Annotated in this window: 19 protein-coding genes; 3 read left to right on the top strand and 16 right to left on the bottom strand. The window is 60.0% G+C overall.

Features of this window, described 5'->3' with window-relative positions:
- From BZK31_RS26730 to BZK31_RS26685, 10 genes are all read right to left on the bottom strand, one after another.
- A partial coding sequence (locus tag BZK31_RS26730; RefSeq protein ID WP_083186226.1) for a PspA/IM30 family protein occupies positions 1 to 565 on the bottom strand: 565 nt, incomplete at its 3' end.
- 26 nt (positions 566 to 591) lie between these two features.
- Positions 592 to 1,245, bottom strand: coding sequence for a YjfI family protein (locus BZK31_RS26725; RefSeq protein ID WP_083186225.1), 654 nt, complete (start codon positions 1,243 to 1,245; stop codon positions 592 to 594).
- A 231-nt stretch (positions 1,246 to 1,476) separates the two neighbouring features.
- On the bottom strand, positions 1,477 to 4,143 hold the full coding sequence (gene pepN, locus BZK31_RS26720) for an aminopeptidase N (protein ID WP_083186224.1): 2,667 nt from the start codon (positions 4,141 to 4,143) through the stop codon (positions 1,477 to 1,479).
- A 12-nt stretch (positions 4,144 to 4,155) separates the two neighbouring features.
- Positions 4,156 to 4,989 carry a DUF2797 domain-containing protein gene (locus tag BZK31_RS26715; protein WP_167378119.1) on the bottom strand — a complete coding sequence of 278 codons (834 nt, stop codon included), beginning with the start codon at positions 4,987 to 4,989 and terminating at the stop codon, positions 4,156 to 4,158.
- Positions 4,986 to 5,246, bottom strand: coding sequence for a YeaC family protein (locus BZK31_RS26710; protein ID WP_073164418.1), 261 nt, complete (start codon positions 5,244 to 5,246; stop codon positions 4,986 to 4,988). Before BZK31_RS26710 ends, BZK31_RS26715 begins: the two co-directional genes overlap by 4 nt.
- A gap of 28 nt (positions 5,247 to 5,274) precedes the next feature.
- A complete protein-coding gene (locus BZK31_RS26705; RefSeq protein WP_083186222.1) occupies positions 5,275 to 6,147 on the bottom strand; it encodes a rhomboid family intramembrane serine protease in 873 nt (290 codons plus the stop codon).
- Positions 6,144 to 7,115 (bottom strand): metallophosphoesterase, encoded by a 972-nt coding sequence (locus BZK31_RS26700; RefSeq protein ID WP_083186221.1) that lies wholly within the window; start codon positions 7,113 to 7,115, stop codon positions 6,144 to 6,146. The genes BZK31_RS26705 and BZK31_RS26700 overlap by 4 nt, the downstream gene beginning before the upstream one ends.
- Positions 7,115 to 8,005 (bottom strand): NAD(+) kinase, encoded by an 891-nt coding sequence (locus BZK31_RS26695; RefSeq protein ID WP_083186220.1) that lies wholly within the window; start codon positions 8,003 to 8,005, stop codon positions 7,115 to 7,117. The genes BZK31_RS26700 and BZK31_RS26695 overlap by 1 nt, the downstream gene beginning before the upstream one ends.
- 96 nt (positions 8,006 to 8,101) lie before the next feature.
- Positions 8,102 to 9,187 (bottom strand): GGDEF domain-containing protein, encoded by a 1,086-nt coding sequence (locus BZK31_RS26690; protein WP_083186219.1) that lies wholly within the window; start codon positions 9,185 to 9,187, stop codon positions 8,102 to 8,104.
- 90 nt (positions 9,188 to 9,277) lie between these two features.
- Positions 9,278 to 9,940 (bottom strand): hypothetical protein, encoded by a 663-nt coding sequence (locus tag BZK31_RS26685; protein WP_244182744.1) that lies wholly within the window; start codon positions 9,938 to 9,940, stop codon positions 9,278 to 9,280.
- Positions 9,941 to 10,590: 650 nt separating this feature from the next.
- On the opposite strand from BZK31_RS26685, the gene BZK31_RS26680 reads away from it, so the two are divergent.
- On the top strand, positions 10,591 to 11,574 hold the full coding sequence (locus BZK31_RS26680; RefSeq protein WP_083186218.1) for a DUF1853 family protein: 984 nt from the start codon (positions 10,591 to 10,593) through the stop codon (positions 11,572 to 11,574).
- Here the strand turns inward: BZK31_RS26680 and BZK31_RS26675 are convergent.
- The 5 genes from BZK31_RS26675 to BZK31_RS26655 all read right to left on the bottom strand — a co-directional run bounded on the left by BZK31_RS26675 (position 11,540) and on the right by BZK31_RS26655 (position 18,707).
- Positions 11,540 to 12,820, bottom strand: a complete 1,281-nt coding sequence (locus BZK31_RS26675) for an arsenic transporter (protein ID WP_083186217.1) — start codon at positions 12,818 to 12,820, stop codon at positions 11,540 to 11,542. The two genes, BZK31_RS26680 and BZK31_RS26675, sit on opposite strands and share 35 nt — an antisense overlap.
- A complete protein-coding gene (locus BZK31_RS26670) occupies positions 12,820 to 14,034 on the bottom strand; it encodes an MFS transporter (RefSeq protein ID WP_083186216.1) in 1,215 nt (404 codons plus the stop codon). Before BZK31_RS26670 ends, BZK31_RS26675 begins: the two co-directional genes overlap by 1 nt.
- A 182-nt stretch (positions 14,035 to 14,216) precedes the next feature.
- Positions 14,217 to 15,554: an MFS transporter gene (locus BZK31_RS26665; RefSeq protein WP_083186215.1), complete on the bottom strand. Its 1,338-nt coding sequence runs from the start codon at positions 15,552 to 15,554 to the stop codon at positions 14,217 to 14,219.
- A 147-nt stretch (positions 15,555 to 15,701) separates the two neighbouring features.
- Positions 15,702 to 16,616, bottom strand: coding sequence for a 1-aminocyclopropane-1-carboxylate deaminase/D-cysteine desulfhydrase (locus BZK31_RS26660; RefSeq protein WP_083186214.1), 915 nt, complete (start codon positions 16,614 to 16,616; stop codon positions 15,702 to 15,704).
- A gap of 51 nt (positions 16,617 to 16,667) precedes the next feature.
- Complete coding sequence (locus tag BZK31_RS26655; RefSeq protein WP_083186213.1) at positions 16,668 to 18,707, bottom strand: NADPH-dependent 2,4-dienoyl-CoA reductase; 2,040 nt, start codon at positions 18,705 to 18,707, stop codon at positions 16,668 to 16,670.
- 228 nt (positions 18,708 to 18,935) lie between these two features.
- On the opposite strand from BZK31_RS26655, the gene BZK31_RS26650 reads away from it, so the two are divergent.
- Positions 18,936 to 20,078: a carbon-nitrogen hydrolase family protein gene (locus BZK31_RS26650; protein WP_083186212.1), complete on the top strand. Its 1,143-nt coding sequence runs from the start codon at positions 18,936 to 18,938 to the stop codon at positions 20,076 to 20,078.
- A gap of 2 nt (positions 20,079 to 20,080) precedes the next feature.
- Positions 20,081 to 21,121 carry an AraC family transcriptional regulator gene (locus BZK31_RS26645; protein ID WP_083186211.1) on the top strand — a complete coding sequence of 347 codons (1,041 nt, stop codon included), beginning with the start codon at positions 20,081 to 20,083 and terminating at the stop codon, positions 21,119 to 21,121.
- 6 nt (positions 21,122 to 21,127) lie between these two features.
- On the opposite strand, the gene BZK31_RS26640 is transcribed toward BZK31_RS26645, so the two are convergent.
- Positions 21,128 to 21,337 carry a hypothetical protein gene (locus BZK31_RS26640; protein WP_083186210.1) on the bottom strand — a complete coding sequence of 70 codons (210 nt, stop codon included), beginning with the start codon at positions 21,335 to 21,337 and terminating at the stop codon, positions 21,128 to 21,130.
- Positions 21,338 to 21,551 lie beyond the last annotated feature (214 nt).

Here is a 21,551-nt window from a genome sequence, read left to right as displayed (position 1 = left end):
CCCGCGGGGCGCCCTGTTCCCCCTGCCCGCGGTTGGGGGGGGCCGCGGACCCGCCCGCAGTTCCGCCCGCGCCGCGGGCACCGCCGGTCGCGGTCGCCGTTGCGACGCGGGCCTTCTGCACGGTTTCGCGAGCCTTGGCCATTTCGACCTGTTGCTTGAGGCTCTTGATGCGCGATTCGGCCTTGACCACCTGTTCCTGCAGCAGGCTGACCTGCTTGCCGAACTGGTCGGACAGTTCCTTCTCCTGATCACGCAGGGCTTCGATCTCGGCAATCTTGGTGGCGCATTCCACCGCCAGCGCTTCTTCGCCCTTGTTCAAGGCCTGCATGGCGCGACCTTCCCAGTTGGCGATGCTGGTGGCGTGTTCTTCGAGACGCTGCGCCGACAGTTTGTGCTTGGCCTTGATGGTGATCAGCCCGTCACGCGCCTTGACCAGCGCGCTGTCGGCATCACGGATTTCCTGATCCAGAATGCGGATGGCATTGGCGTCGGCAATCGACTCGCCCACTTCGGAAGCGCCACCGCGAACGGCGGTAACCAGTTTTTTCCAGATGCTCGTTGTCATGAATGCATTGCTCCTGACAGGGATGTTCAGTAAATGAAGTGATCTTCGAAGGCGTCGGCCGCACGGATCACGTTGTCCGCGAGAGTGAGAATTTCCTGAACGACCACTGTGAGGGACGACGCGGCGCTCAGGGCGCCGAACAGGCAGTAGACTTCCTGACCGTCAGCCAGCTTTTCGATACCCACCGATGACAGGGGAAACAGATCGCGGCTGCGCAGAACGAGGCTATTGAAAGCGGCGACATCCTTGATCTTGTTCACTTCGACCAGCGTGGCGTCGGCGAGAATCTGGTTGCCCTCCACTGCGATGTAGATCGGCAGATCACCGAATTCGGCCATGGTCAGCTTGATGCCTGCCGCATCCCCGTCGATCACGCCCATCTCGATTTTGCCTTCGAGCACCAGGTCCAGTTCGGACAGGGCCTTTTGCAGAGAGCTGATCGTCCAGTTGGTATTCTCGGTCATGAAATCCTCCAATTTGATCCTGTCACCCAGAAAGGGCTGTCTTAACGCTTTTTCAATGCCACGCAAGGCATCGACGTTCTCGGGCCGTATCCAGAACTCTCGCTTGACCAGCCCTGCATCCTTGAGTCGCAGACGCATTTCACGCATGTAGTCGGTGGAGCTCTTCGATGTCTTGGCCGGGACGGTTGCGTTGTCGCCTTTGGTTTTACGAGGCATGGACGCTTCCCCTTGTGAGGCCGTGAGTCAGGCAAGCAACGTATCAGAAGTTTTCATGGCTGGATATACATCACATGTGAGTTTTTTTCGTAAGACTTTTCGACGCTTGCTGAAGGCTTTGAGCCTCACCGCCGTCCCGCTCGACAATCGGCACCCAAAAAAGGGGCTGTCCACAGCGGTGGACAGCCCCTTGATCTGGAGTGCCGGTAACGCACTCCCCATCGCATAGCCTTAGTCAGCCAGACTCTTGCTCACCACTTCATACACATCCGGCGACAGCTTGCCGGAGCTGAGGATGCGCTCCAGCTCGGTCTTCATCAGCGCCTGACGGGCACTGTCGTATTTGCGCCAGCGAGTCAGCGGCGCCAGTTGGCGGGACGCAATCTGCGGGTTCAATGCGTTAAGTTCAATCACCAGATCCGCCAGGAAGCGATAGCCCGAGCCATCGGCTGCGTGGAAGTTGATCAGGTTCTGCCCGGCGAAAGCACCGATCAGCGCACGAACCTTGTTCGGGTTCCGGATATTGAACGCAGGATGCTGCATCAGCTCCTTGACCCGCTGCAGACCGCCCGGCTGGGTGCTGCCCGCCTGGACGCTGAACCACTGATCCATGACCAGCGCGTTGTCCTTGAAGTTTTCGGCGAACACCGCCAGTGCCTTGGCACGCTCTTCGGTGAACGGCGAATTGACCAGCACGGCCAGCGCAGTCAGGCGTTCGGTCATGTTGTCGCTGGTGTCGAACTGATCGATGGTTGCCGCCAGTACCTGCGGCTTGCCACTGAGCATCAGGTAGGACAGTGCGATGTTCTGCAGTGCGCGGCGGGCGAAATGCTCGGCTTCTGCCACATACGGCGTGACTTTCGACACCTCGCGATTGGCCTGATAGCGCGCCCACAGACCATCGAACAGGCTGTCCGCCAGTTGCTGACGGGCAAACTCACGGGCGGCGTGAATGGCCTCGACATCTGCCACTTCGCTGATCTCTGCCAGGTAGGCCTCGCCCGGCAGCGAGAGCATTTCGGCGACCATTGCCTGATCCAGATGCTCGTCGGCCAGAACCGTGCCCAGCGCTGTCACCAGACGCTGATCCATGACCAGTGCCTGGCCCTGTTGATGCTGAGCGATCATTTCCTGCAGCACCTGAACCGACAACTGCTGCCCGGCATCCCAGCGGTTGAAGCCATCACTGTCGTGCTGCATCAGGAACATCAACTGATCGCGGTCATAAGGGAAGCTCAGCTTGACCGGTGCAGAGAAGCCGCGCAGCAACGAAGGCAACGGCTTTTCGGTGACATCGACGAAGGTAAAAGTCTGCTCGGCCTCGGTCACTGACAATACGCGGGTCGTCCCGGAGGCAGCGGCTTCGCCCGACAGGCGCAGTGCGATGTCATGACCTTGAGCGTCCAGCAGACCCAGCTCGACCGGAATCACGAACGGCTGCTTTTGATCCCCCGGCTGCCCCGGTGTGCTCGGGCAGCTCTGGCGGAAGGTCAGGCTGTAGGTGCCGGCTGCACTGTCATAGGATTCGCTGACTGCCAGACGTGGCGTGCCTGCCTGGCTGTACCAGCGCTTGAACTGGGTCAGGTTGACGCCGTTGGCATCTTCCATGGCCTTGATGAAGTCGTCGCAGGTCACGGCCTGACCGTCATGGCGCTCAAAGTACATATCGCTGCCCTTGCGGAAGCCTTCGGCACCCAACAGGGTGTGCAGCATGCCGACCACTTCCGAACCCTTCTCGTAGACGGTCAAAGTGTAAAAGTTGGAAATCTCGATGAAGCTGTCCGGGCGCACGGCGTGGGCCATCGGGCCTGCGTCTTCGGCAAACTGATGGGTGCGCAGGTAGGCGACGTCCTGAATGCGCTTGACGGTGGCCGAGTTCATGTCGGCGGAGAAACCGGCATCGCGGTATACCGTGAAACCTTCCTTGAGCGACAACTGAAACCAGTCGCGGCAGGTCACGCGGTTGCCCGACCAGTTGTGGAAGTATTCGTGGGCCACGATGGCTTCGACACGCTGGTGCGCGGCATCGGTGGCGGTTTCGGCGCGGGCCAGCACGGCGCTGGAGTTGAAGATATTGAGGCCCTTGTTCTCCATCGCGCCCATGTTGAAATCGTTGACTGCGACGATCATGAAGATATCCAGGTCGTACTCGCGACCGTAGGTCTCTTCATCCCAGCGCATCGACTTCTTGAGACTGTTCATGGCGTGCTGGCACTTGTCGATGTTTTCCGGCTCGACGTAGATGCGCAGGGTCACGACCCGGGCGCTCAGGGTGGTGAAGGTGTCTTCGACGCACCACAGATCGCCCGCCACCAGTGCGAACAGGTAGGCCGGCTTCATGAACGGGTCTTCCCAGGTCGCCCAGTGACGACCGTCGTCTTCTTCGCCGCTGGCAACCGGGTTGCCGTTGGAAAGCAGAATCGGAAAATCGTGCTTGTCGGCGCTGACGGTCGTGGTGAATTTGCTCATCACGTCAGGGCGGTCAAGGTAATAGGTAATCTTGCGGAAGCCTTCGGCTTCACACTGGGTGCAGAACATGCCGCCGGATTTGTACAGGCCTTCCAGCGCAGTGTTGGTTTCAGGGTGGATGCGCACCGTACTGTCGACCGTGAAACGCTCTGCCTTGGGGTGCAGGGTCAGGTGGTCTTCAGTCAGTTGATAATCGGCCGCCGTCAGCTCGACATCGTCCAGATTCACCGACAGCAGCTCCAGGTGCTGACCGTCCAGCACCAGCGGTGGCAGTCCGGCACCACGCACCGGATTGCGGCGCATGACCAATTGTGCATGGACCAGCGAGTGGTCATCGAACAGTTCGAACGTCAGATTCGTCTCGTCGATAAGGTACTCGGGCGCCTGATAATCCTTCAGATAGATCATGGTCGGTTGTTCGGTGCGCATGCTGGAATCCTTCTACTGATGCACGGCCAGCTGGTAGGCCGTGTATTTGCGAATATTGATCACGCCGGTATCGAAAATCAGGTATTGGCCCTTGATCCCCAGCAGCGTGCCCTCGGCAATCGGGTTCTTGTCCAGGTTGAAGCTCACGATCTTGGTCGGATAAGCCTCGACCGGGTAGCGAAACTCGACTGGCTCGGCGTCATGAAGTAATTGGATGGCCTGTAGCCCGAATCGTTCTTGCAATCCCAGCAGGCCCGCACTACAGGTCTCGAACAGCGTTTGGCGAATGGCCTTGAGGTCCACCGGCTGGGCGTCACCCTTGAGCAAGGCGCGCCAGTTGGTGCGGTCGGCCACCTGACTGCGCAGCAGGTCTTCGACGAAGCCGGACTGCTGGCGCGTGGCGACCCGTAGAATCGGCAGCGCCTGGCTAGCGCCCTGATCCAGCCAGCGCGTCGGCAATTGGGTGGAACGGGTGATCCCCACTTTCACGCCCGACGAGTTGGCCAGATAGACGATGTGGTCGGTCATGCAGAACTGCTCGCCCCATGACGGATCACGGCAGGTGCCCTGATCGTGATGGCATTTCTCCGGGCTCATGATGCACATATCGCACTGCGCCAGCTTGAGCATGCACGGATAGCAGTAACCCTGACTGTAGCTGGACTTGGTCTTGCGGCCGCAGTGGCTGCAATGAATGGCGCCGAGAAACTCCAGACGCACCGTCTTGCCGATCAGCGGGTTGACCGCGATCTCCGTCTCGCCCAAGCGAAACGCGTATTGCACCAGCGACGAGTCGTCCTGGCGCACCGACATTTTGTTTACCGCTCCACGTCCAATCTCAATCAATGGATGGCATCCGACTTGAACAGGATATTGGGCACCGGTGCCGACTTGGAGGCGCACTCCTGCGGCCCCATGTAACCGGTGCGCTGGTCTTCGGGCAGGTTCTGCGCTTCCCAGGCGATCAACGCCTGTAGCGACAGCTCGCGCTGCTCCTGAGTCAGCTTGCGACCGTCGGACCATTTGCCGATTTCCACGGCCAGCTTCAGGCTCTCATAGATATCCGGGGTGATGTTTTCAATCATTTCTACAAAAGACGACATGGCGCACTCCAGAAAATAGCGGGCAATTCTAGGCCTTGCGGCGCGCGAGCGCACCACCCAGCAAGCCAGTGATACAACCGATGATCAGACCGCCGACATGGGCACCGTTGGCGATCTCGCCGAAGCCGAGCATGCTCACCAGACCGGACAGGCACAAGGCCAGCCAGACCAGCATCATCACCAGCACGCCACGCGGCAGACGATAAATGGGGTTGGGGGCCAGTATTTGAAAGATCCAGCAATGCCCTAGCAAACCGTACAGCACACCCGACAATCCGCCGAACAGGCTCGGCCCCGAAGCCAGGTACTGAATGTAATTCGACACGGCCGAAAACAGCAGGGTCAACCCCAGCAGGTGCCAACTGCTCTGACGGATCTCAATGCGGCGTCCCAGCTCCCAGTACCACATGCCGTTCATGGCCAGGTGCAGGATGCCGAAGTGAATCAACATCGGCGAAAAGATCCGCCACCACTGACCTGCCGCGAGACTGTCGGCCAGCGGCAGGAAGGTCGCGTATTCACCTTGAACACGGAAATCCAGAAACGTCAGCCAGCGAATGGCTTCCAGGTTGTCGCCCAGCAGTGTGAGACCCGCTACCAGCAGCGTGACCAGAAGCACCAGCGCCGTTACCGGGCAGCGACGCAATTGATGAAGCAGACCGGGACCGCCGGTGACCGGCTCCCGGGTGCTGCCGGGCAGTTCAAAGGCTTCGTCACCCTCGGGGAAGCGCGCGTACAGCTCACGGACCTCTTGCGCCAGCTCGCCCGCGTCCGGCACCCAGAGCACCTGTTCGCCAACTTCTTCACTGACCCGATGGGGAATCTGTAAACGATGCAACAGGCTGACAAAGCCACTCAGATCAGCGGTCAATGGCAAACGCAGGGCTGCAACAGGGTTCATCGTGAAACCTCGGGACGCTGTACATCGACCCAGACAAACTTGTCCGGATCGATCTGTGTTTCCTGATCCAGCCGGTAAGCCACCAGCTTGCCGTACAGCACGGCACTGTAATCCAGGCAGGCCAGGTTAGGCCGGATGGGCGCGGGAATGCCGCTGCGCCAATAATGGCCAACGAACAGCATGGGCTCGTCGCTGCCATAGCGCAGCAGCGCGTTTTTCTCCGATGTGGACAGCGGCGTCTTCGCCACGCCCTCGGGCAGCGCATCGGGCTGGAAGACGATGTCGCCGTAGGTTTGCGGATCGTCTTCCCAGAATTTGGTACGGAAAAACGCACGGGTCAGGCCATCGCCGCCAGTCAGGGTCAGGCCATGTGGCAGACGCATGTCGGTGCCGCGCAACAGGCGATTGAAGACATTGCTGGCGAAACTGCCTGGCACGGCCGACGCCTGAACGAAGTGCCGGTCGATACATCCGTTACCGTGCAGACCGCGCAGCGGCTCGATCAGGGTCGCATCCCAGCAGGCATGCACCACCCTGAAACGCCCGGCATCCAGATACAACGGCAACTCATAGAACCACTCGACGAACGCTTTCCACTCACTCGGGTGCGCTTCGAACTGCATCAGCGTCTCGCCGATCAGTTTGGCGTGGCGCGGCGTGTGCTCACGCACGAACCGGTGACCGCTTTCGGGCAACGCAGGCGTTTCCCAGCCAAGCGCGTTGAATTCATGGTTGCCCATGATGCAATACGCCTGACCGGCCTGGACCATGTCGTGAACGATGTGCAACGCCTCGCGGATCCGGGGACCACGGTCGATGATGTCACCGAGAAAGATCGCAATGCGCTCGGGATGACGCCAGACGCCGGCCTGCAGACGGTAGCCCAGCAGCTCCAGCAAGTGCTCCAGCGTATGAGCACACCCATGCACGTCACCGATCAGATCGTAGCCACGCGCCGGATCGATCATCAGTCGCCTCCAGCACCGAGCCGGCTGCCCCAGCCGAGCTTGGTGCGGCAGACTTCGTAATAGTTGTGGTCCAGTGGATGGATCAGGCGCAGTTTCTGCGGTTTCTTGCTGACCGTGATGGTGTCGCCGGGCGCACAGGTGAAGTGATTCTGCCCGTCGCAGGAGACCTGTGGATAAATGGTCATGTCTTTGGACACTACGATCTTCAGCTCACTGTTGCCATCGACCACGATAGGCCGACCGGACAGCGTGTGCGGGTACATCGGCACGATCACGATGGCGTCGAGTTTGGGGTGCATGATCGGCCCGCCAGCGGACAGTGCATAGGCAGTCGATCCGGTCGGCGTAGCGACAATCAGGCCGTCGGCCTTCTGGCTGCACACGAACTGACCGTCGATGTAGATCTCGAATTCGATCATGCGCGTGGACTTGCCAGGGTGCAGCACTACGTCATTGAGCGCATCGCCCTGGCCAATGGCTTCGCCGTGGCGGCGCACTTCAGCCTGCAACAAGAAACGGTTTTCGACCAGATAATGTCCGTCGAGCACTTCGGCGCACTTGACCTCGAGTTCGTCGGGACGGATGTCTGTCAGAAATCCGAGGCTGCCCCGGTTGATGCCCAGCACCGGCACGTTATGTCGGGCCAGCGCACGCGCGGCACCCAACAGGCTGCCGTCGCCGCCCACCACGATAACCATGTCACAGACTTCTCCCAGCATCTTGCGCGACGACGTCTGCAGACCATGGCCCGGCAGCACCTCGGCAATCGTCTCTTCCAGAATGACGTGCAGGTGCCGGTCCAACAGGAACCTCTTGAGTCGGCGCACGGTATCGAGCACCTGAACACTGCCCAGGCGGCCGATGATGCCGATATTGCGAAATTGCTCCATGGGGCTCCTGCTGCGGGTTCGAAACGGCTTCAAAGGGGGGATTATGGGCGAAAGGATCGCACAGCGGCAAACCGACATGCACTTACGCGCTCGGTTTCAGGGCTCTGCGCCGGGCGCGTCTACCAGGTCCCGAGCGGATTCAGACTCGCCGGACTGGCGCGGCGACGAAGAACCGGCAAGCGGCGATCCCATCCAGAACGCCATGTCCTTGCCGGCTCCCTTGGCCAGATACAGATTGACGTCCGCAGTCTTGAGCACCATGGAACTGCTCTGGGTGTGATCGATATCGGCCAGTCCCGCGCTGCAGGTGAACGCACACCCGGCCGCCGATTGCCGAATGGCGCCCAGCAGTCTGCTGACATAATCCCGGGCTTCACTTGCACTGCAGACCGGCAGGACGACGCCAAACTCTTCGCCTCCCAGACGACCACACGCCAGACTGCCCTGGGTCTGTTTCAGGCAGGCGCCCATGACTCTGAGTATCTCATCGCCGGCATCGTGGCCGAATCCATCATTGATGTGTTTGAAGTTATCGATGTCCAGCATCAGAAAATAACCGGCACTTCGATCGGCAAGGTGTCGCTCCAGTGCCTCCATCAGCGCCCGACGATTCAATATGTCCGTCAGGTAATCGGTCAGCGACAGTTCACGAAACTTGTTTTCCAGTGACAGAACATTACGCAGTGTCCGGGTATAGGTGTGATTGAGCAAAACGCCCAGACTGATCGACGCCATAAAGAACAGGGTCATGAATATATAGGCAACACTGCCCGGTTCTACGTCGTGGGTCGGTGAAAGAATGGTCCAGGAAATGATCGCGACCAACAGATAATCCCGGGTATACACCACCAGCAGCGTCGCACTCAAAACAATGGTCACCGCAACGGGCAGCGCCCAATTCACGCCCATCTGATCGTTCAATTGACTGGCTCGCGAAAAACACAGCGCGACGACGACCACGAACGCAATGCCCGCCAGCCGCCAGACGCCGAAGCGACGGGCGTGGTATTGCCAGAGGCACGTGAACAACAGGCCAAGCGTCAGTGAAACTTCCAGCGCGCCGTATTGAATACCGGGTGTGACCACCAGAACCACGATCCAGCAAAGAAATGCCAGCGTTTGCGCAAGTGCGACAGCGGGAGAGAGAAGCAATTTGATACGGGACTGCATTTGCGCATTCATAAACCACTCCAGGTGCTCCGTTTCCTGACCATGGCGTACGTCAACCCGAGGGTGCCGCACGCCCACTGCAAACAACAACGGACTTGCCTGTTACACCAGCGCCTTGTGCCCGAGCGTCTTGTCGGTGGGCACAACACCCGTACAGCCTTCCTCCACCGCATACATGGCCATGGCGAAACACCGCGACATGATCCGGCTGACCAAGGTCATGAATGCAGGCAGCACTTCGATACGGTTTTTTTCATGCACGGTGAAATACCCGCGTTCCTGCCCTTCCTGAACCAGACGGATCACATGACTCTTGGACACCGCGGCACTTCTGGCCAGACTCATATAGGACGAACCCTTGAACCCTGACATGCGATTTGATGGCGCAATAGCATCAAAATATAACGCCAGCATCAACATATGCCCTCCATCCTTGTGAAGCAACCACCGACATTCGGGTAACAGTTCGCTGAGAATGATATTGCTGTCGAGCAACTGCGCATAACCGTTGAAATACACGCGCATGAACTCCCGATCCTCCAGCGACACCCTATGCAACAACGTATGACAATTGGGATAAAGCTCGAGCAGGGGCTGAATAAGCGAGTTCAATGTCTTGCGCAGTTCTCCATAGGCCAGTTCGGAAGGATGAAACGTGCGCAGCCGACGGTCATCAGGGTGCCCCACCACTGTCATCAAGCCGGTCGCGCGCAATAACAGATAAAAAGACTCCAGGCTGTTTTTCGAGCAAAACCCGCGGCCCATGCAGAATGTCCTGACTTCGGACAATAACGGGTACGGTTGAGAGAAATATCGGCTCAGCAAAGTCATCAACACCATGAACCGCCCATACTTCAGTACGTTTTTATAAAAGAACGGACGTTTCAGACAGGGTTCTTTCAATAACTCATGGTGCCGTCGCATGACACGTTCGAATTGCGGGTCGGCTTCAAGGTCCGCGGCCATTTTGCCAATGACGTGTTTCAACATAGATGCGCTCGTAAAACCCTGAGGGGTGATGTGCCTTTCGGCACGTCCACGGGTACAGCTTCAAGCCAATGTGAGTCAGGCTGCAGAGCCACTATATTGCCATCCAGCGGCGCGCGGCATACCTCCCTGAAATGTTCCAGTCAGGGACGGATAAAGTGCGTTTCGAAGGCTGGAAGAGAATACCGCAGACACCGTTTTCAAAGGCGTTATGGACGACCGTTCATCATTGAACGAGGGCCGGTTTCGACCAACGGGCACGGGCGGATTCCGCTTTCTTGAGCTGACCGTCAGACGGCGCGCATGGTTGTGCGATTCGGCCGGTTACTCAAGCGATATGTGCGGTTCGTACCCAATATGGTCCGCCGTGCGCAGGCATTGCACGCATCAGGCTGCCAGTCGCCCCCAACTCCGGCTATTCTCGATGGATGACTCTATTCCCCGGCCTGATCGACCTCCCCCGTCAGTTGCGACACCCTGAGGTGCGCGACCTTGCGTGGGTCATCCTGGCGCCGCCGATGCTCGACACCACTCCCTGGCCGCAACGCCATCCGTTGGCGGGCAGTGAGTGGGTCGAAGCGCCGCACCAACTGGCCGACTTTCTCCGCGAACTGGACCGCGACAACAGCACCCTGCAGCACTGGCTGGCGCTGGCGTCCACGCGACGGTTGGGGCGTTACTACGAAAGGCTCTGGCAGTTCGCCGTGCAGCATGCGCCGGGCGTCGAGATCATTGCCGCCAACCTGCCGATCCGTCAGGAAGGCCAGACGCTGGGTGAGCTGGACCTGCTGCTGCGCGACCGCGACGGCGTGCATCACGTAGAGCTGGCGATCAAGCTCTATCTCGGACCGCAGGACGGCGACGGCAGCGATCCCGCGCAGTGGCTCGGCCCAGGCTGTCACGATCGGCTGGACCGCAAGCTTGCGCACCTGAGCCAGCATCAACTGCCGATTTCTTCACGCCCGGAAAGTCATGCAACGCTCAAGGCGCTGGGCGTCGAAGCGTTCAGTGCCGAGTTGTGGCTGGGCGGCTATCTGCTGTATCCATGGCCCGGGACCACCGTGCCACCGGCCGGCGCGCATCGGCAGCATTTGAAAGGACGCTGGTTGCATCAGCGCGACAGGGCCTCATTCATCGAGCACGCAGCGGCGGGCCACTGGCAACCCCTGCCGCGTCACGCCTGGCTGGCACCTGCGCGTTATTCACAAGCGTGGAGCCAGGAGCAGTTGCGGGACTGGCTGGACCACCTCGACCCGCTGGCCCCGGCGCAATTGCTGGTACGCCTGACGGAAAATGCCGACGGTGACTGGGAGGAAGCCGAGCGGCTGTTTCTGGTATCGGACCTGTGGCCGAACCTGGCCGACACCAGCCTCCCGTTCAGCTCAATCGCAGTGCCAGCGCCGCCAGCGTGATCAACAGCACCGGCACCGTCAGCACGATGCCGACCTTGAAGTAATAACCCCAGCCGATGTTGATGCCTTTGCGTTGCAGCACATGCAGCCAGAGCAACGTGGCCAGGCTGCCGATCGGCGTGATCTTCGGCCCCAGATCGCTGCCGATGACGTTGGCGTAGATCATCGCTTCCTGAATGGCCCCCGTCGCATGGCTGGCCTCGATAGACAGCAGACCGATCAGAACCGTGGGCATATTGTTCATGATCGACGACAAAAACGCAGTCATCACGCCAGTGCCCATTGCCGCGCCCCAGATGCCATAACCGGCGAATACATCCAGCAGGCTGGCCAGATAGCCGGTCAGCCCGGCATTGCGCAGGCCATAGACCACCAGGTACATGCCCAGCGAGAACACCACGATGTGCCAAGGCGCCTCTTTCATCACCTTGAGCGTGGAAATGGTGTGTCCCTTGGCGGCAATGCCCAGCAACAGCACCGCGCAGGTTGCCGAAATCGCACTGATCGGAATGCCCAGAGGCTCCAGGGCGAAACAGCCCACCAGCAGGATCAGCAGCACCCACCAGCCGGCCATGAAGGTTGCCCGGTCCTTGATGGTCGTCTCGGGTTTCTCAAGCTGATCGGGATCGAACTCACGGGGAATGTCACAGCGAAAATACAGCATCAATACCCCGAGCGTGGCCGCGACGCTGACCAGATTGACCGGCACCATCACCGCCGCATAGCGGTTGAAGCCAATCTTGAAATAGTCCGCCGACACGATGTTCACCAGATTCGATACCACCAGCGGCAGGCTCGCGGTATCGGAAATGAACCCGGCAGCCATGACGAACGCCAGGGTCGAGGCCGGGGAAAAGCGCAATGCGAGCATCATTGCGATCACGATCGGCGTCAGGATCAACACCGCACCATCGTTGGCAAACAGCGCCGAAACCAGCGCGCCGAAGAGCACGAACAGCGCAAACAGTCGCCGCCCCTTGCGGTTGCCCCAGCGGGCCACATGCAGCGCTGCCCAGGAAAAGAAACCGGCCTCATCCAGCAGCAACGTAATGATGATCAGCGAAATGAAGGTGGCCGTGGCATTCCAGATGATGCCCCACACCACGGCGATATCGCCCAGATGAACCACTCCGGTCAGCAACGCCAGACCTGCCCCGAGCACCGCGCTCCATCCAACGCTGAGCCCCTTGGGTTGCCAGATAACGAGCGTGATGGTGAACAGGAAGATCAGCGTCGCTGTAAGCATTATTTAGTCCGAGGCAAAAAGATCGCGAGAATGCCGAGCAACGGCAGGTAGGAGCACAGGTTGTAAACGAACAGAATGCCGTGGGTGTCGGCCAGATGACCGAGCAGGGCTGCGCCGATGCCGCCGAAGCCGAACATCAGGCCGAAGAAAATGCCGGCGATCATGCCCACGTTGCCCGGCACCAGTTCCTGGGCGTAGACCACGATGGCCGAGAACGCCGAGGCCAGTACGAAGCCAATGATGATGCTCAATACCGTGGTCCAGAAAAGATCCGCGTAGGGCAACGCCAGGGTGAAGGGTGCCGCGCCGAGAATAGAGAACCAGATGACCGCCTTGCGGCCGATCCTGTCGCCAATCGGGCCACCGAAGAACGTGCCCGCCGCCACAGCGCCCAGAAACAGGAACAGGTGCATCTGCGAACTGGCGACGGAGAGGTCGAATTTCTCGATCAGGTAAAACGTGAAGTAGCTGGTCAGGCTGGTCATGTAGAAGAACTTGGAAAAAATCAGAAACGCCAGCACGCCCAGCGAAGCAATGACCCGGTTCCTCGACAGACCATGAGTGGCCGCCTGACCGGCCTTGAGTTTGAACAGATTCAGGTGCGCCCGGTACCAGCGACTGATCGCGTAGAGCAGACCAAGGGACAACAGCGCTATCAGGCCGATCCAGGCCACATTGCCCTGCCCGTAAGGAATGATGATCGACGCTGCGAGCAACGGACCGAAGGCTGTCCCGGTGTTGCCGCCCACCTGAAAGGTCGATTGCGCCAGCCCGAAACGCCCGCCCGAGGCCAGTCGCGCAATGCGCGAAGCTTCCGGGTGAAAGGTCGACGAGCCAATGCCGATCAGCGCGGCAGCAAGCAGAATCAATGGAAAGCTGCCCACCATCGACATCATCACGATGCCGATCAAGGTGCAGATCGAGCCTACCGGCAGCACCAGCGGATTGGGGTGACGGTCCGTGTAATAGCCGACCCAGGGCTGCAGCAGTGACGCGGTGATCTGAAACGTCAGGGTAATCAGGCCGATCTGGGTGAAGCTCAGGTCATAACTGGCCTTGAGCATCGGATAGATCGACGGCAGGATCGCCTGGATCAGGTCATTGATCAGGTGTGCCAGCGCGACGGCACCAATGATGCGCATCACCAATGGACTGGACTGAGAGGGTGTCTGGGTCGTGGCCGTTGCCGCACCTGGCTGAGCACTGGTCGCCATCAAAATTCATCCGTAAAAGTTTTTTCGGGTTTCCCCGGACGGATGATTACAAGATGTGTCACGCGTACCAGGGCGCGCCAATGTGCCATTTTTCGGAGCAGTTGTGCCACGTTTTGTTGCATTTCTTCAGTATCGAGAGGAAGGGGTCAGCCTGCCCCTCGTTGGATATGCCCGCTCGTTGCTCACGCCATCGAGCCGACCCTGTTCACTCTCTCCGTGACGGGCACCTCGTGCAGCGACAGTTTCGAGGTTTCCGGCAAGGCCAGACCGCCGAACATTGCCATGACCGCCACGGCGATCAGGTAGAACGCCGGAGACAGGCTGCTGCCGGTGGTGCTGATCAGCCAGGTCGCCATCAACGGCGCCGTTCCGCCGAACAGCGTATAGGCCATGTTGTAAGTGATGGCCGACGCGGTGTAACGGGTGCGGGTCGGGAATGTTTCAGACAACAGCGCCGCCGTGACCACCCCGCACAACACCGCGCCGACGGCCAGCAACATGACGCCGAACACGGAGGCGATAAACGAGCCGGAACTGGCCATCAGAAACGAAGGAAACACCACCAGCATCAACAGAATGCAAGCGGTGGCCATGGTGACGCGTCGCCCCACCCGGTCGGAATAGGCGCCAGCCAGCGGGCAGATCGCGGCGGCGAACGCCAGGGCAATCAGCGACACCAGCAGCGCCGAAGCCCGACTCAGGCCCCCGGCCACTTGCAGGTAGGTCGCGAAGTAAGTGGTGAACATATAGAACGACAAGGCTGTCAGCGACACGAACGCGCCCAGACAGCAAATCGCCCCGGCATGATTACGCAGGGTTTCCTTGAGCGGCGAATGGGCCACCGCGTGCTCCTGAGTGACCGCTTGAAACGCCGGGGTTTCGTCCAGCTTCCAGCGCAGGTACAGACCCACCAGCCCCAGCGGTGCTGCGATCAGAAACGGCAGCCGCCAACCCCAACTGCTCATCGCCTCGGATGACAGCGATGCCTCCAGCGCGTAGGCCACCACTGCCGCGGCGGCGAAGGCAGAAAAGGTCGAAACCGGCACGAAGCTGCCATACCAGGCACGCTGCGTGCGCGGAGCATGCTCCATCAGAAAGGCGCAGGCACCGGCGTATTCGCCACCGGCCGAGAAGCCTTGGGCACAGCGAATGATGGTCAGCAGAATCGGCGCGGTGACGCCTATCGCGGCATAAGTGGGTAACAGACCGATCAGCGTGGTTGCCGCGGCCATCAACAGGATGGTCATGGCCAGCGTTCGCTTGCGACCGATGCGGTCGCCCAGCATGCCGAAGAAGATACCGCCCAACGGTCGGAACGCGAACGCCACGGCAAACACGGCGAAGGTTTTCAGTAGTGCGGCACTGGTGTCGCCGCTGGGGAAGAACTGCAATGCGATGGTGGTCGCAAGAAAGCCATACACGGCAAAGTCGAACCACTCGACAAAGTTGCCGATCGCGGCGGCGACAATGACTTTTTTCAGCGTGGCAGGATCGACTTGTTCTACGGTGGTAGTTGTCATGCTGACCTCGACGTCTTGATCTGGAATGGATCGATTATCGAGACAGCGACCCGGACACTTCAGTCCAGAACAGTCATCCGCATAGTCAGGGCCGACGCCTCACCGGCAAACATTACAGTTTTCATGCCAGAGGCTCTGGCGCGGGCCTTACATTCCCATTGTGCGTCGGCCCTGCAAGCCGCCGGTATGAACGAAGATCAGTCGGGTACCGGGTTCGAAACGGCCGGCCATCACTTCATCGTGCAAGGCCAGAAGCGCTTTGCCGGTGTACAGCGGTTCCAGGGGCAGGCCGCTTTGCATTTCGCTGCGGGTGATGAAATCCAGCAAGAGCGGATCGGTCCTGGCAAACGCACCCCGACTGGCGTCGAACAACTGCCAGGCAGAAGACGCAGCGCTGCCGACCAGAGCGGTGACGTTCCGGGCCACGCCGTGATCGTCCGGCACCGCCATCGCGCCATACACCGGGTGCGCGCCCTCCTCAGCCAACACCAGACCGGCCATAGTCGTGCCCGTGCCTGCCGCCAGCCACCATCCGTGATAATCGTCCCATTCCAATTGCTCCAGCTGACTGCCAACCAGCCCCAACAGTCGTCCGCAGCCTTCCGTACCCGGCAGACCGCCACCGCCTTCCGGGATCGGATAAAGCTCGGGATAGCGCGCCTGCCAGGGAAGCCAGAAGTCAGCGGCATGCCGCTCGCGGTAACCCGCGTACCCCAGCCAGTGCAACTGCATGCCGAAGGCCTGTACATCAAGCACGGTCGGGGTTTCCTGCGGATGGCCGCGCATCAGGCCAACGGTCGGGAAGCCGAAACGCTTGCCCGCGGCGGCCAGTGCATGGAGGTGATTGGAGTGCGCACCGCCGAGACTGATCGCCCCCGTTGCGCCGACGCGAACCGCCTGAGTCAGATGCCCGATCAGCTTGAACCATTTATTACCGCTGATCAGCGGGTCGATAAGGTCCAGACGCAGTAGCGCCATCTCGACCCCGGCCTGTTGCAGCCAGCCGAACTCGAGGATTTCAAGGGGTGCAGCGGGCTGCCAGTCAAGGGCGTCGCGAATCATGATGAAGGCCGGTTGGAAGACCGGCCGCAGTTTACCTGTCCACTGGCGATATCACAGCCCGGCCGCCAGTCGCGAACCCTGGTCGATGGCACGCTTGGCATCCAGCTCGGCCGCCACATCAGCACCGCCAATCAGGTGCACGTTCTGCTTCGCGGCAAGCAGATCGTCATACAGTTCGCGCAGCGGATCCTGCCCGGCGCAGATGACGATGTTGTCCACTGGCAGCAGCTTTTCTTCACCCTCTTCACCGATGCGGATGTGCAGGCCCGCATCGTCGATTTTCAGGTACTGAACGCTGTTGAGCATCTGCACCTGTTTGTTTTTCAGCCCGGTACGATGAATCCAGCCGGTGGTCTTGCCCAGGCCGTCGCCAACCTTGGAGCTCTTGCGTTGCAACAGAAACACCTGACGCGCTGGGGCATGGACTTCAGGTTTGATACCGGCCACGCCACCACGCGCTTCAAGCGTGGTGTCGATGCCCCACTCTTTCCAGAACGCCTCGCGATCCAGACTGGTCGCCACACCCTGATGCACGAGAAACTCCGACACGTCGAAGCCGATGCCACCGGCCCCAATCACCGCCACACTGCGCCCGACCGGCTTGCGCTCCAGAATCACGTCCAGATAGCTGAGCACCTTGGGATGATCGATACCGGGTATGGCCGGTGTACGCGGCAGAATACCAGTGGCCAGAATAATCTCGTCAAAGCCTTCACCGAGAAGATCCTGCGCCGTCACGCGAGTATTCAGACGCAGGTGAACGCCGGTGTCTTGAACCTTATGGGTGAAATAACGCAGCGTCTCGGAAAACTCTTCCTTGCCCGGCACGCGTTTGGCGATGTTGAACTGACCGCCGATCTGGCTGGCCGAATCGAACAAGGTCACTTGATGCCCGCGCCCGGCGGCGACGGTGGCGGCGGCAAGCCCCGCCGGTCCTGCGCCGACCACGGCAATCTTCTTGATCTGCCGGGTGGGCAGGTAATTGAGTTCGGTCTCGTGACAGGCACGCGGGTTGACCAGGCAACTGGTCAGCTTGCCGCCAAAGGTGTGGTCCAGACAGGCCTGATTGCAGCCGATGCAGGTGTTGATCAGCTCGGCATGGCCGGCCGCAGCCTTGTTGACAAATTCCGGGTCGGCCAGGAACGGGCGGGCCATGGACACCATGTCGGCGTCGCCCTCACTGAGAATCCGCTCGGCTACTTCAGGTGTGTTGATCCGGTTGGTGGTGATCAGCGGAATACTCACCGAGCCGCGCAGCCTGGCAGTGACTTTACTGAAAGCCGCACGCGGCACTTTGGTGGCGATGGTCGGAATCCGCGCCTCGTGCCAGCCGATGCCGGTGTTGATCAGGGTTGCCCCAGCCTTTTCGACCGCCTTGGCCAATTGCACGATTTCCTGCCAGGTACTGCCGCCTTCCACCAGATCCAGCATCGACAGGCGAAAGATAATGATGAAGTTCGGGCCAACGGCCTCACGCACACGGGTCACAATCTCGACCGCCAGACGCATGCGATTTTCGTAACTGCCGCCCCAGCGGTCGGTACGGTGGTTGGTGTGGGCCGCCAGGAACTGGTTGATGAAGTAACCTTCCGATCCCATGATTTCGACACCGTCATAACCCGCGCTCTGGGCCAGCGTCGAGCAGGTGACGAAATCACTGATCTGCTTTTCGATGCCCTCTTCATCCAGTTCACGCGGGGTGAACGGGTTGATCGGTGCCTGAATCGCGCTGGGCGCCACTTGCTTGCGGCTATAGGCATAACGGCCGGCGTGGAGGATCTGCAGACAGATCTTGCCGCCTGCCTCATGCACCGCCTGAGTGACGATGCGATGGCGTTCGGCTTCTTCGACAGTCGCCAGCCTGGCCGCGCCGTCATAGACGCCGCCTTCTTCGTTGGGCGCGATGCCGCCAGTGACCATCAGGCCCACGCCACCCTGCGCACGCTCGGCAAAGTATGCTGCCATCCGCTCGAAACCTCCGGGTTTCTCCTCCAGCCCGGTGTGCATCGAGCCCATCAGGCTGCGGTTGCGCAGCGTCGTGAAGCCCAGGTCCAGCGGGGCCAGCAGATGCGGATAGTGAGCAGCAGTCATGGCGAAGCTCCATCGATTCAATCACGGATAGACGAGGGCCTCTGCGTGCCCTCTTCATTCGAACCCTCGGGTTCGTTCATGGCGCAACAGTAAAGAGCCACTGAATGACACTCAATGACCGAAAGTAACAAGTTATTGATCCAAATGCGCAGCCCCTCTTGGCAAGCGCGGGGTGTCCGTCCTACCCTAGTCGACAATTTCCTGCCGGCATCCCTTTGGCCCTCCCCTATGCGAAAATTCTTTGCCACTTGCCTGCTTCTGGTGAGTGTGGCCAGCCTTGTCAGCTATGCACTCTGGACCGAACAGCGTCCGATGGGGCATTACCTGTCGGACTTGCGCATCCGGCTGGCCATCAACGAAGGTGAGCCGGGTACGAAGGGCAACCTGCTGGGCATCGAGCCCGAACTGTTCCCCACCGACTATCAGGACCTGGAGCACCTGCATCGCAAGCTCGCCGCCTATTTGCAGCAGGCCCGTGACTACGGCCTGATCAATGCCCGGACGATCGTGGTACTGCCTGAACACATCGGCACCTGGCTGTTTGCCAGCGGTGAAAAAAACCAGTTCTATCAGGCCGGCACCGTCGACCAGGCCATGGACTGGCTGGCCTGGAGCAACCCACTGAAATTCGTCGCAGCCACGCTCGGCGCAGAAGGTGAAAAGCGTCTGGATGACGCTCGCTACCGGATGAAGGCGGGCACCATGGCCCGCGATTATCAGAGGTTGTTTGGCGGGCTCGCCAAGGAATTCGATGTGACGCTGGTGGCCGGCTCCATCGTGTTGCCGGACCCGCACCTGGAAGATGGACAATTGCAGATCGGCAGCGGCGCGCTGTTCAATAGCAGCGTGACCTTTGGCAGCGACGGCAAGCCACTCGGCCCGCCACAACGCCAACTGTTCTCCAGCCGCTATCACAAGCGCTACGTCAAACCGGCAGGCGATGCACCGGTCAATGTGATCGATACCCCGGCTGGCCGACTGGGCATTCTGATCGGTACCGACAGCTGGTACCCCGACAGTTATGCCCGGATGAATCAGAAAGGTGCTGAACTGATTGTCGTGCCTGCATTCGTGAAAGGCAGGACCAGTTGGTCGGACCGCTGGCACGGCACCAGAACGCATGACACACCGAAGCTCGACCTCGAACCGGGCAGCCTGAGCGAGAGCGAAGCCTGGCATCGGCTGACGCTCATCAGCCGCAAGCCGCAGAGTACCGCGCGGGCAGGCATCAGCGTGTTCATGCGCGGCCAGTTCTGGGAACAAGGCATTTCCGGACAAAGCTTTGTCAGCCGCGAGGGTCAGACCATTACCGAACAGCCGCCGGAAAACGGCATCTCGGGTGGCGCTCGTCTGATCAACGTCTGGCTCTGAACATGCCGACACTGAGTTTGCGATTGGGCGACCTTTCCGTCGGGTTCGTACAAAGCCTCACCGACGCCGTGCGCAGTTACGGACAGGACCCCGACATGTTGCTGGAACAATACGGGCTGGATGCAGCGCGCCTGGCGCAAGCCGGCGCACGCCTGTCGATTCCGCGCTACATGCGCCTGGGGCATGCCGCCATTCAGCTCACCGGCCAGCCGGGGCTGGGCTTGCGCATGGGCCAGTTGACCCGGCTGGGTCAGGCGGGCCTCGCCGGTGTCACAGCGGCGCAGGCACCGAATGTGCGCGAAGCGGCCCGCGCCATGATCCGCTTCGAGGCACTGTACGGCTCCAACTACCGGGGCCAGTCGAGCTTTCACGAAGACGCTTCTGGCGCATGGATACGCTTCTACTCAATCAGCCCCTACAACGCCTACAACCGCTTTGTCGTGGATTCGATTCTCGGCGGCTGGGTGGCGCAACTGTCATCGCTGAGCAGAACCGACCTGCGTGCGCAACGGGTCGAGATTGAGTTCGACGCGCCCGACTACGCCGCGCAATACGCCCACCTGAGCGATAACCCTGTGGTGTTCGGGGCCGCCACCAACCAGCTTCGCCTGGATCTGGACAGTCTGGCACTCGCCAACCCTGACCACTGCCCAAGTACGTGGGGGCACTTGCTGCAACTGTGTGAAAAAGAACTGGAGCAACTGACCCGCACCCGCAGTTTGCGCGAACGCATCACGCGTTTGCTCGGCCCCTTATTGAGCGGCGGCAGAGAACCGGACCTGGAAGAGGTGGCGGCACGACTGAAGTTGCCGACCTGGACGCTGCGTCGCAAGCTGGCTGAGGAAGGTACGCGCTTTCGCGCCATTCTGAATGACACACGGCGGGATCTGGCGATGACGTATATACGTGACACCGAACTGGCGTTCGGGGAGATTGCCTATTTGCTGGGTTTTGCTTCGGCCGAAGCCTTTCAACGTGCCTTCAAACGCTGGAACGGTCAGACTCCCGGGGAGTTCCGCCGCAGCCAGCGCCGAAGTGCCTGACGCCAGTCACAGTTCGGTGGCGTCGTCGGCGGGTTCTACCGGGTCCAGCTCGGATGCGCGGTATTCGAGCAGTTCTTCTTGATAATCGTCCATTTTTTCGCCCTCTTGGCTGAGTGAGTTATCCGGGTTTCGGCCACGGTCAGTAAAGCTGAGATAACTGACCGCCAGATCAACATTAAAGTGCCAATGTGAAACAAAAATGTTGATGCCTATCAATATACGAAACAGGCTGGCTGAATTTCAGACGCGAAGCATGAAGCGGAGTTTGGCAAACAACCCTTGACTTGGCCGCCTTGGCCGCCCTACCCTCCGAATCATGAACCTCATCAAGCAAAACCTCGGCCAGATTATTATTACCGTCATTCCAGTCATGGCGGGTTAGCCGACGTTTGCACAAAAACCCGCCCTGGAGGCTAATGCTGTTCACTTA

Source organism: Pseudomonas floridensis (assembly GCF_002087235.1).
Lineage (GTDB): Bacteria > Pseudomonadota > Gammaproteobacteria > Pseudomonadales > Pseudomonadaceae > Aquipseudomonas > Aquipseudomonas floridensis.
This window is presented reverse-complemented; position numbering and strand designations above follow the sequence as displayed.

What these genes read in the sequence shown, in the direction of transcription:
- BZK31_RS26725 (WP_083186225.1), bottom strand. Translation starts at nt 1,245, where the DNA reads ATGCCTCGTAAAACCAAAGGCGACAACGCAACCGTCCCGGCCAAGACA.
- pepN (WP_083186224.1), bottom strand. Translation starts at nt 4,143, where the DNA reads ATGCGCACCGAACAACCGACCATGATCTATCTGAAGGATTATCAGGCG.
- BZK31_RS26670 (WP_083186216.1), bottom strand. Translation starts at nt 14,034, where the DNA reads ATGGCGACCAGTGCTCAGCCAGGTGCGGCAACGGCCACGACCCAGACA.
- BZK31_RS26655 (WP_083186213.1), bottom strand. Translation starts at nt 18,707, where the DNA reads ATGACTGCTGCTCACTATCCGCATCTGCTGGCCCCGCTGGACCTGGGC.
- BZK31_RS26695 (WP_083186220.1), bottom strand. Translation starts at nt 8,005, where the DNA reads ATGGAGCAATTTCGCAATATCGGCATCATCGGCCGCCTGGGCAGTGTT.
- BZK31_RS26690 (WP_083186219.1), bottom strand. Translation starts at nt 9,187, where the DNA reads ATGAATGCGCAAATGCAGTCCCGTATCAAATTGCTTCTCTCTCCCGCT.
- BZK31_RS26675 (WP_083186217.1), bottom strand. Translation starts at nt 12,820, where the DNA reads ATGCTTACAGCGACGCTGATCTTCCTGTTCACCATCACGCTCGTTATC.
- BZK31_RS26700 (WP_083186221.1), bottom strand. Translation starts at nt 7,115, where the DNA reads ATGATCGATCCGGCGCGTGGCTACGATCTGATCGGTGACGTGCATGGG.
- BZK31_RS26685 (WP_244182744.1), bottom strand. Translation starts at nt 9,940, where the DNA reads ATGGGCCGCGGGTTTTGCTCGAAAAACAGCCTGGAGTCTTTTTATCTG.
- BZK31_RS26645 (WP_083186211.1), top strand. Translation starts at nt 20,081, where the DNA reads ATGCCGACACTGAGTTTGCGATTGGGCGACCTTTCCGTCGGGTTCGTA.
- BZK31_RS26665 (WP_083186215.1), bottom strand. Translation starts at nt 15,554, where the DNA reads ATGACAACTACCACCGTAGAACAAGTCGATCCTGCCACGCTGAAAAAA.
- BZK31_RS26650 (WP_083186212.1), top strand. Translation starts at nt 18,936, where the DNA reads ATGCGAAAATTCTTTGCCACTTGCCTGCTTCTGGTGAGTGTGGCCAGC.
- BZK31_RS26710 (WP_073164418.1), bottom strand. Translation starts at nt 5,246, where the DNA reads ATGTCGTCTTTTGTAGAAATGATTGAAAACATCACCCCGGATATCTAT.
- BZK31_RS26660 (WP_083186214.1), bottom strand. Translation starts at nt 16,616, where the DNA reads ATGATTCGCGACGCCCTTGACTGGCAGCCCGCTGCACCCCTTGAAATC.
- BZK31_RS26680 (WP_083186218.1), top strand. Translation starts at nt 10,591, where the DNA reads ATGACTCTATTCCCCGGCCTGATCGACCTCCCCCGTCAGTTGCGACAC.
- BZK31_RS26705 (WP_083186222.1), bottom strand. Translation starts at nt 6,147, where the DNA reads ATGAACCCTGTTGCAGCCCTGCGTTTGCCATTGACCGCTGATCTGAGT.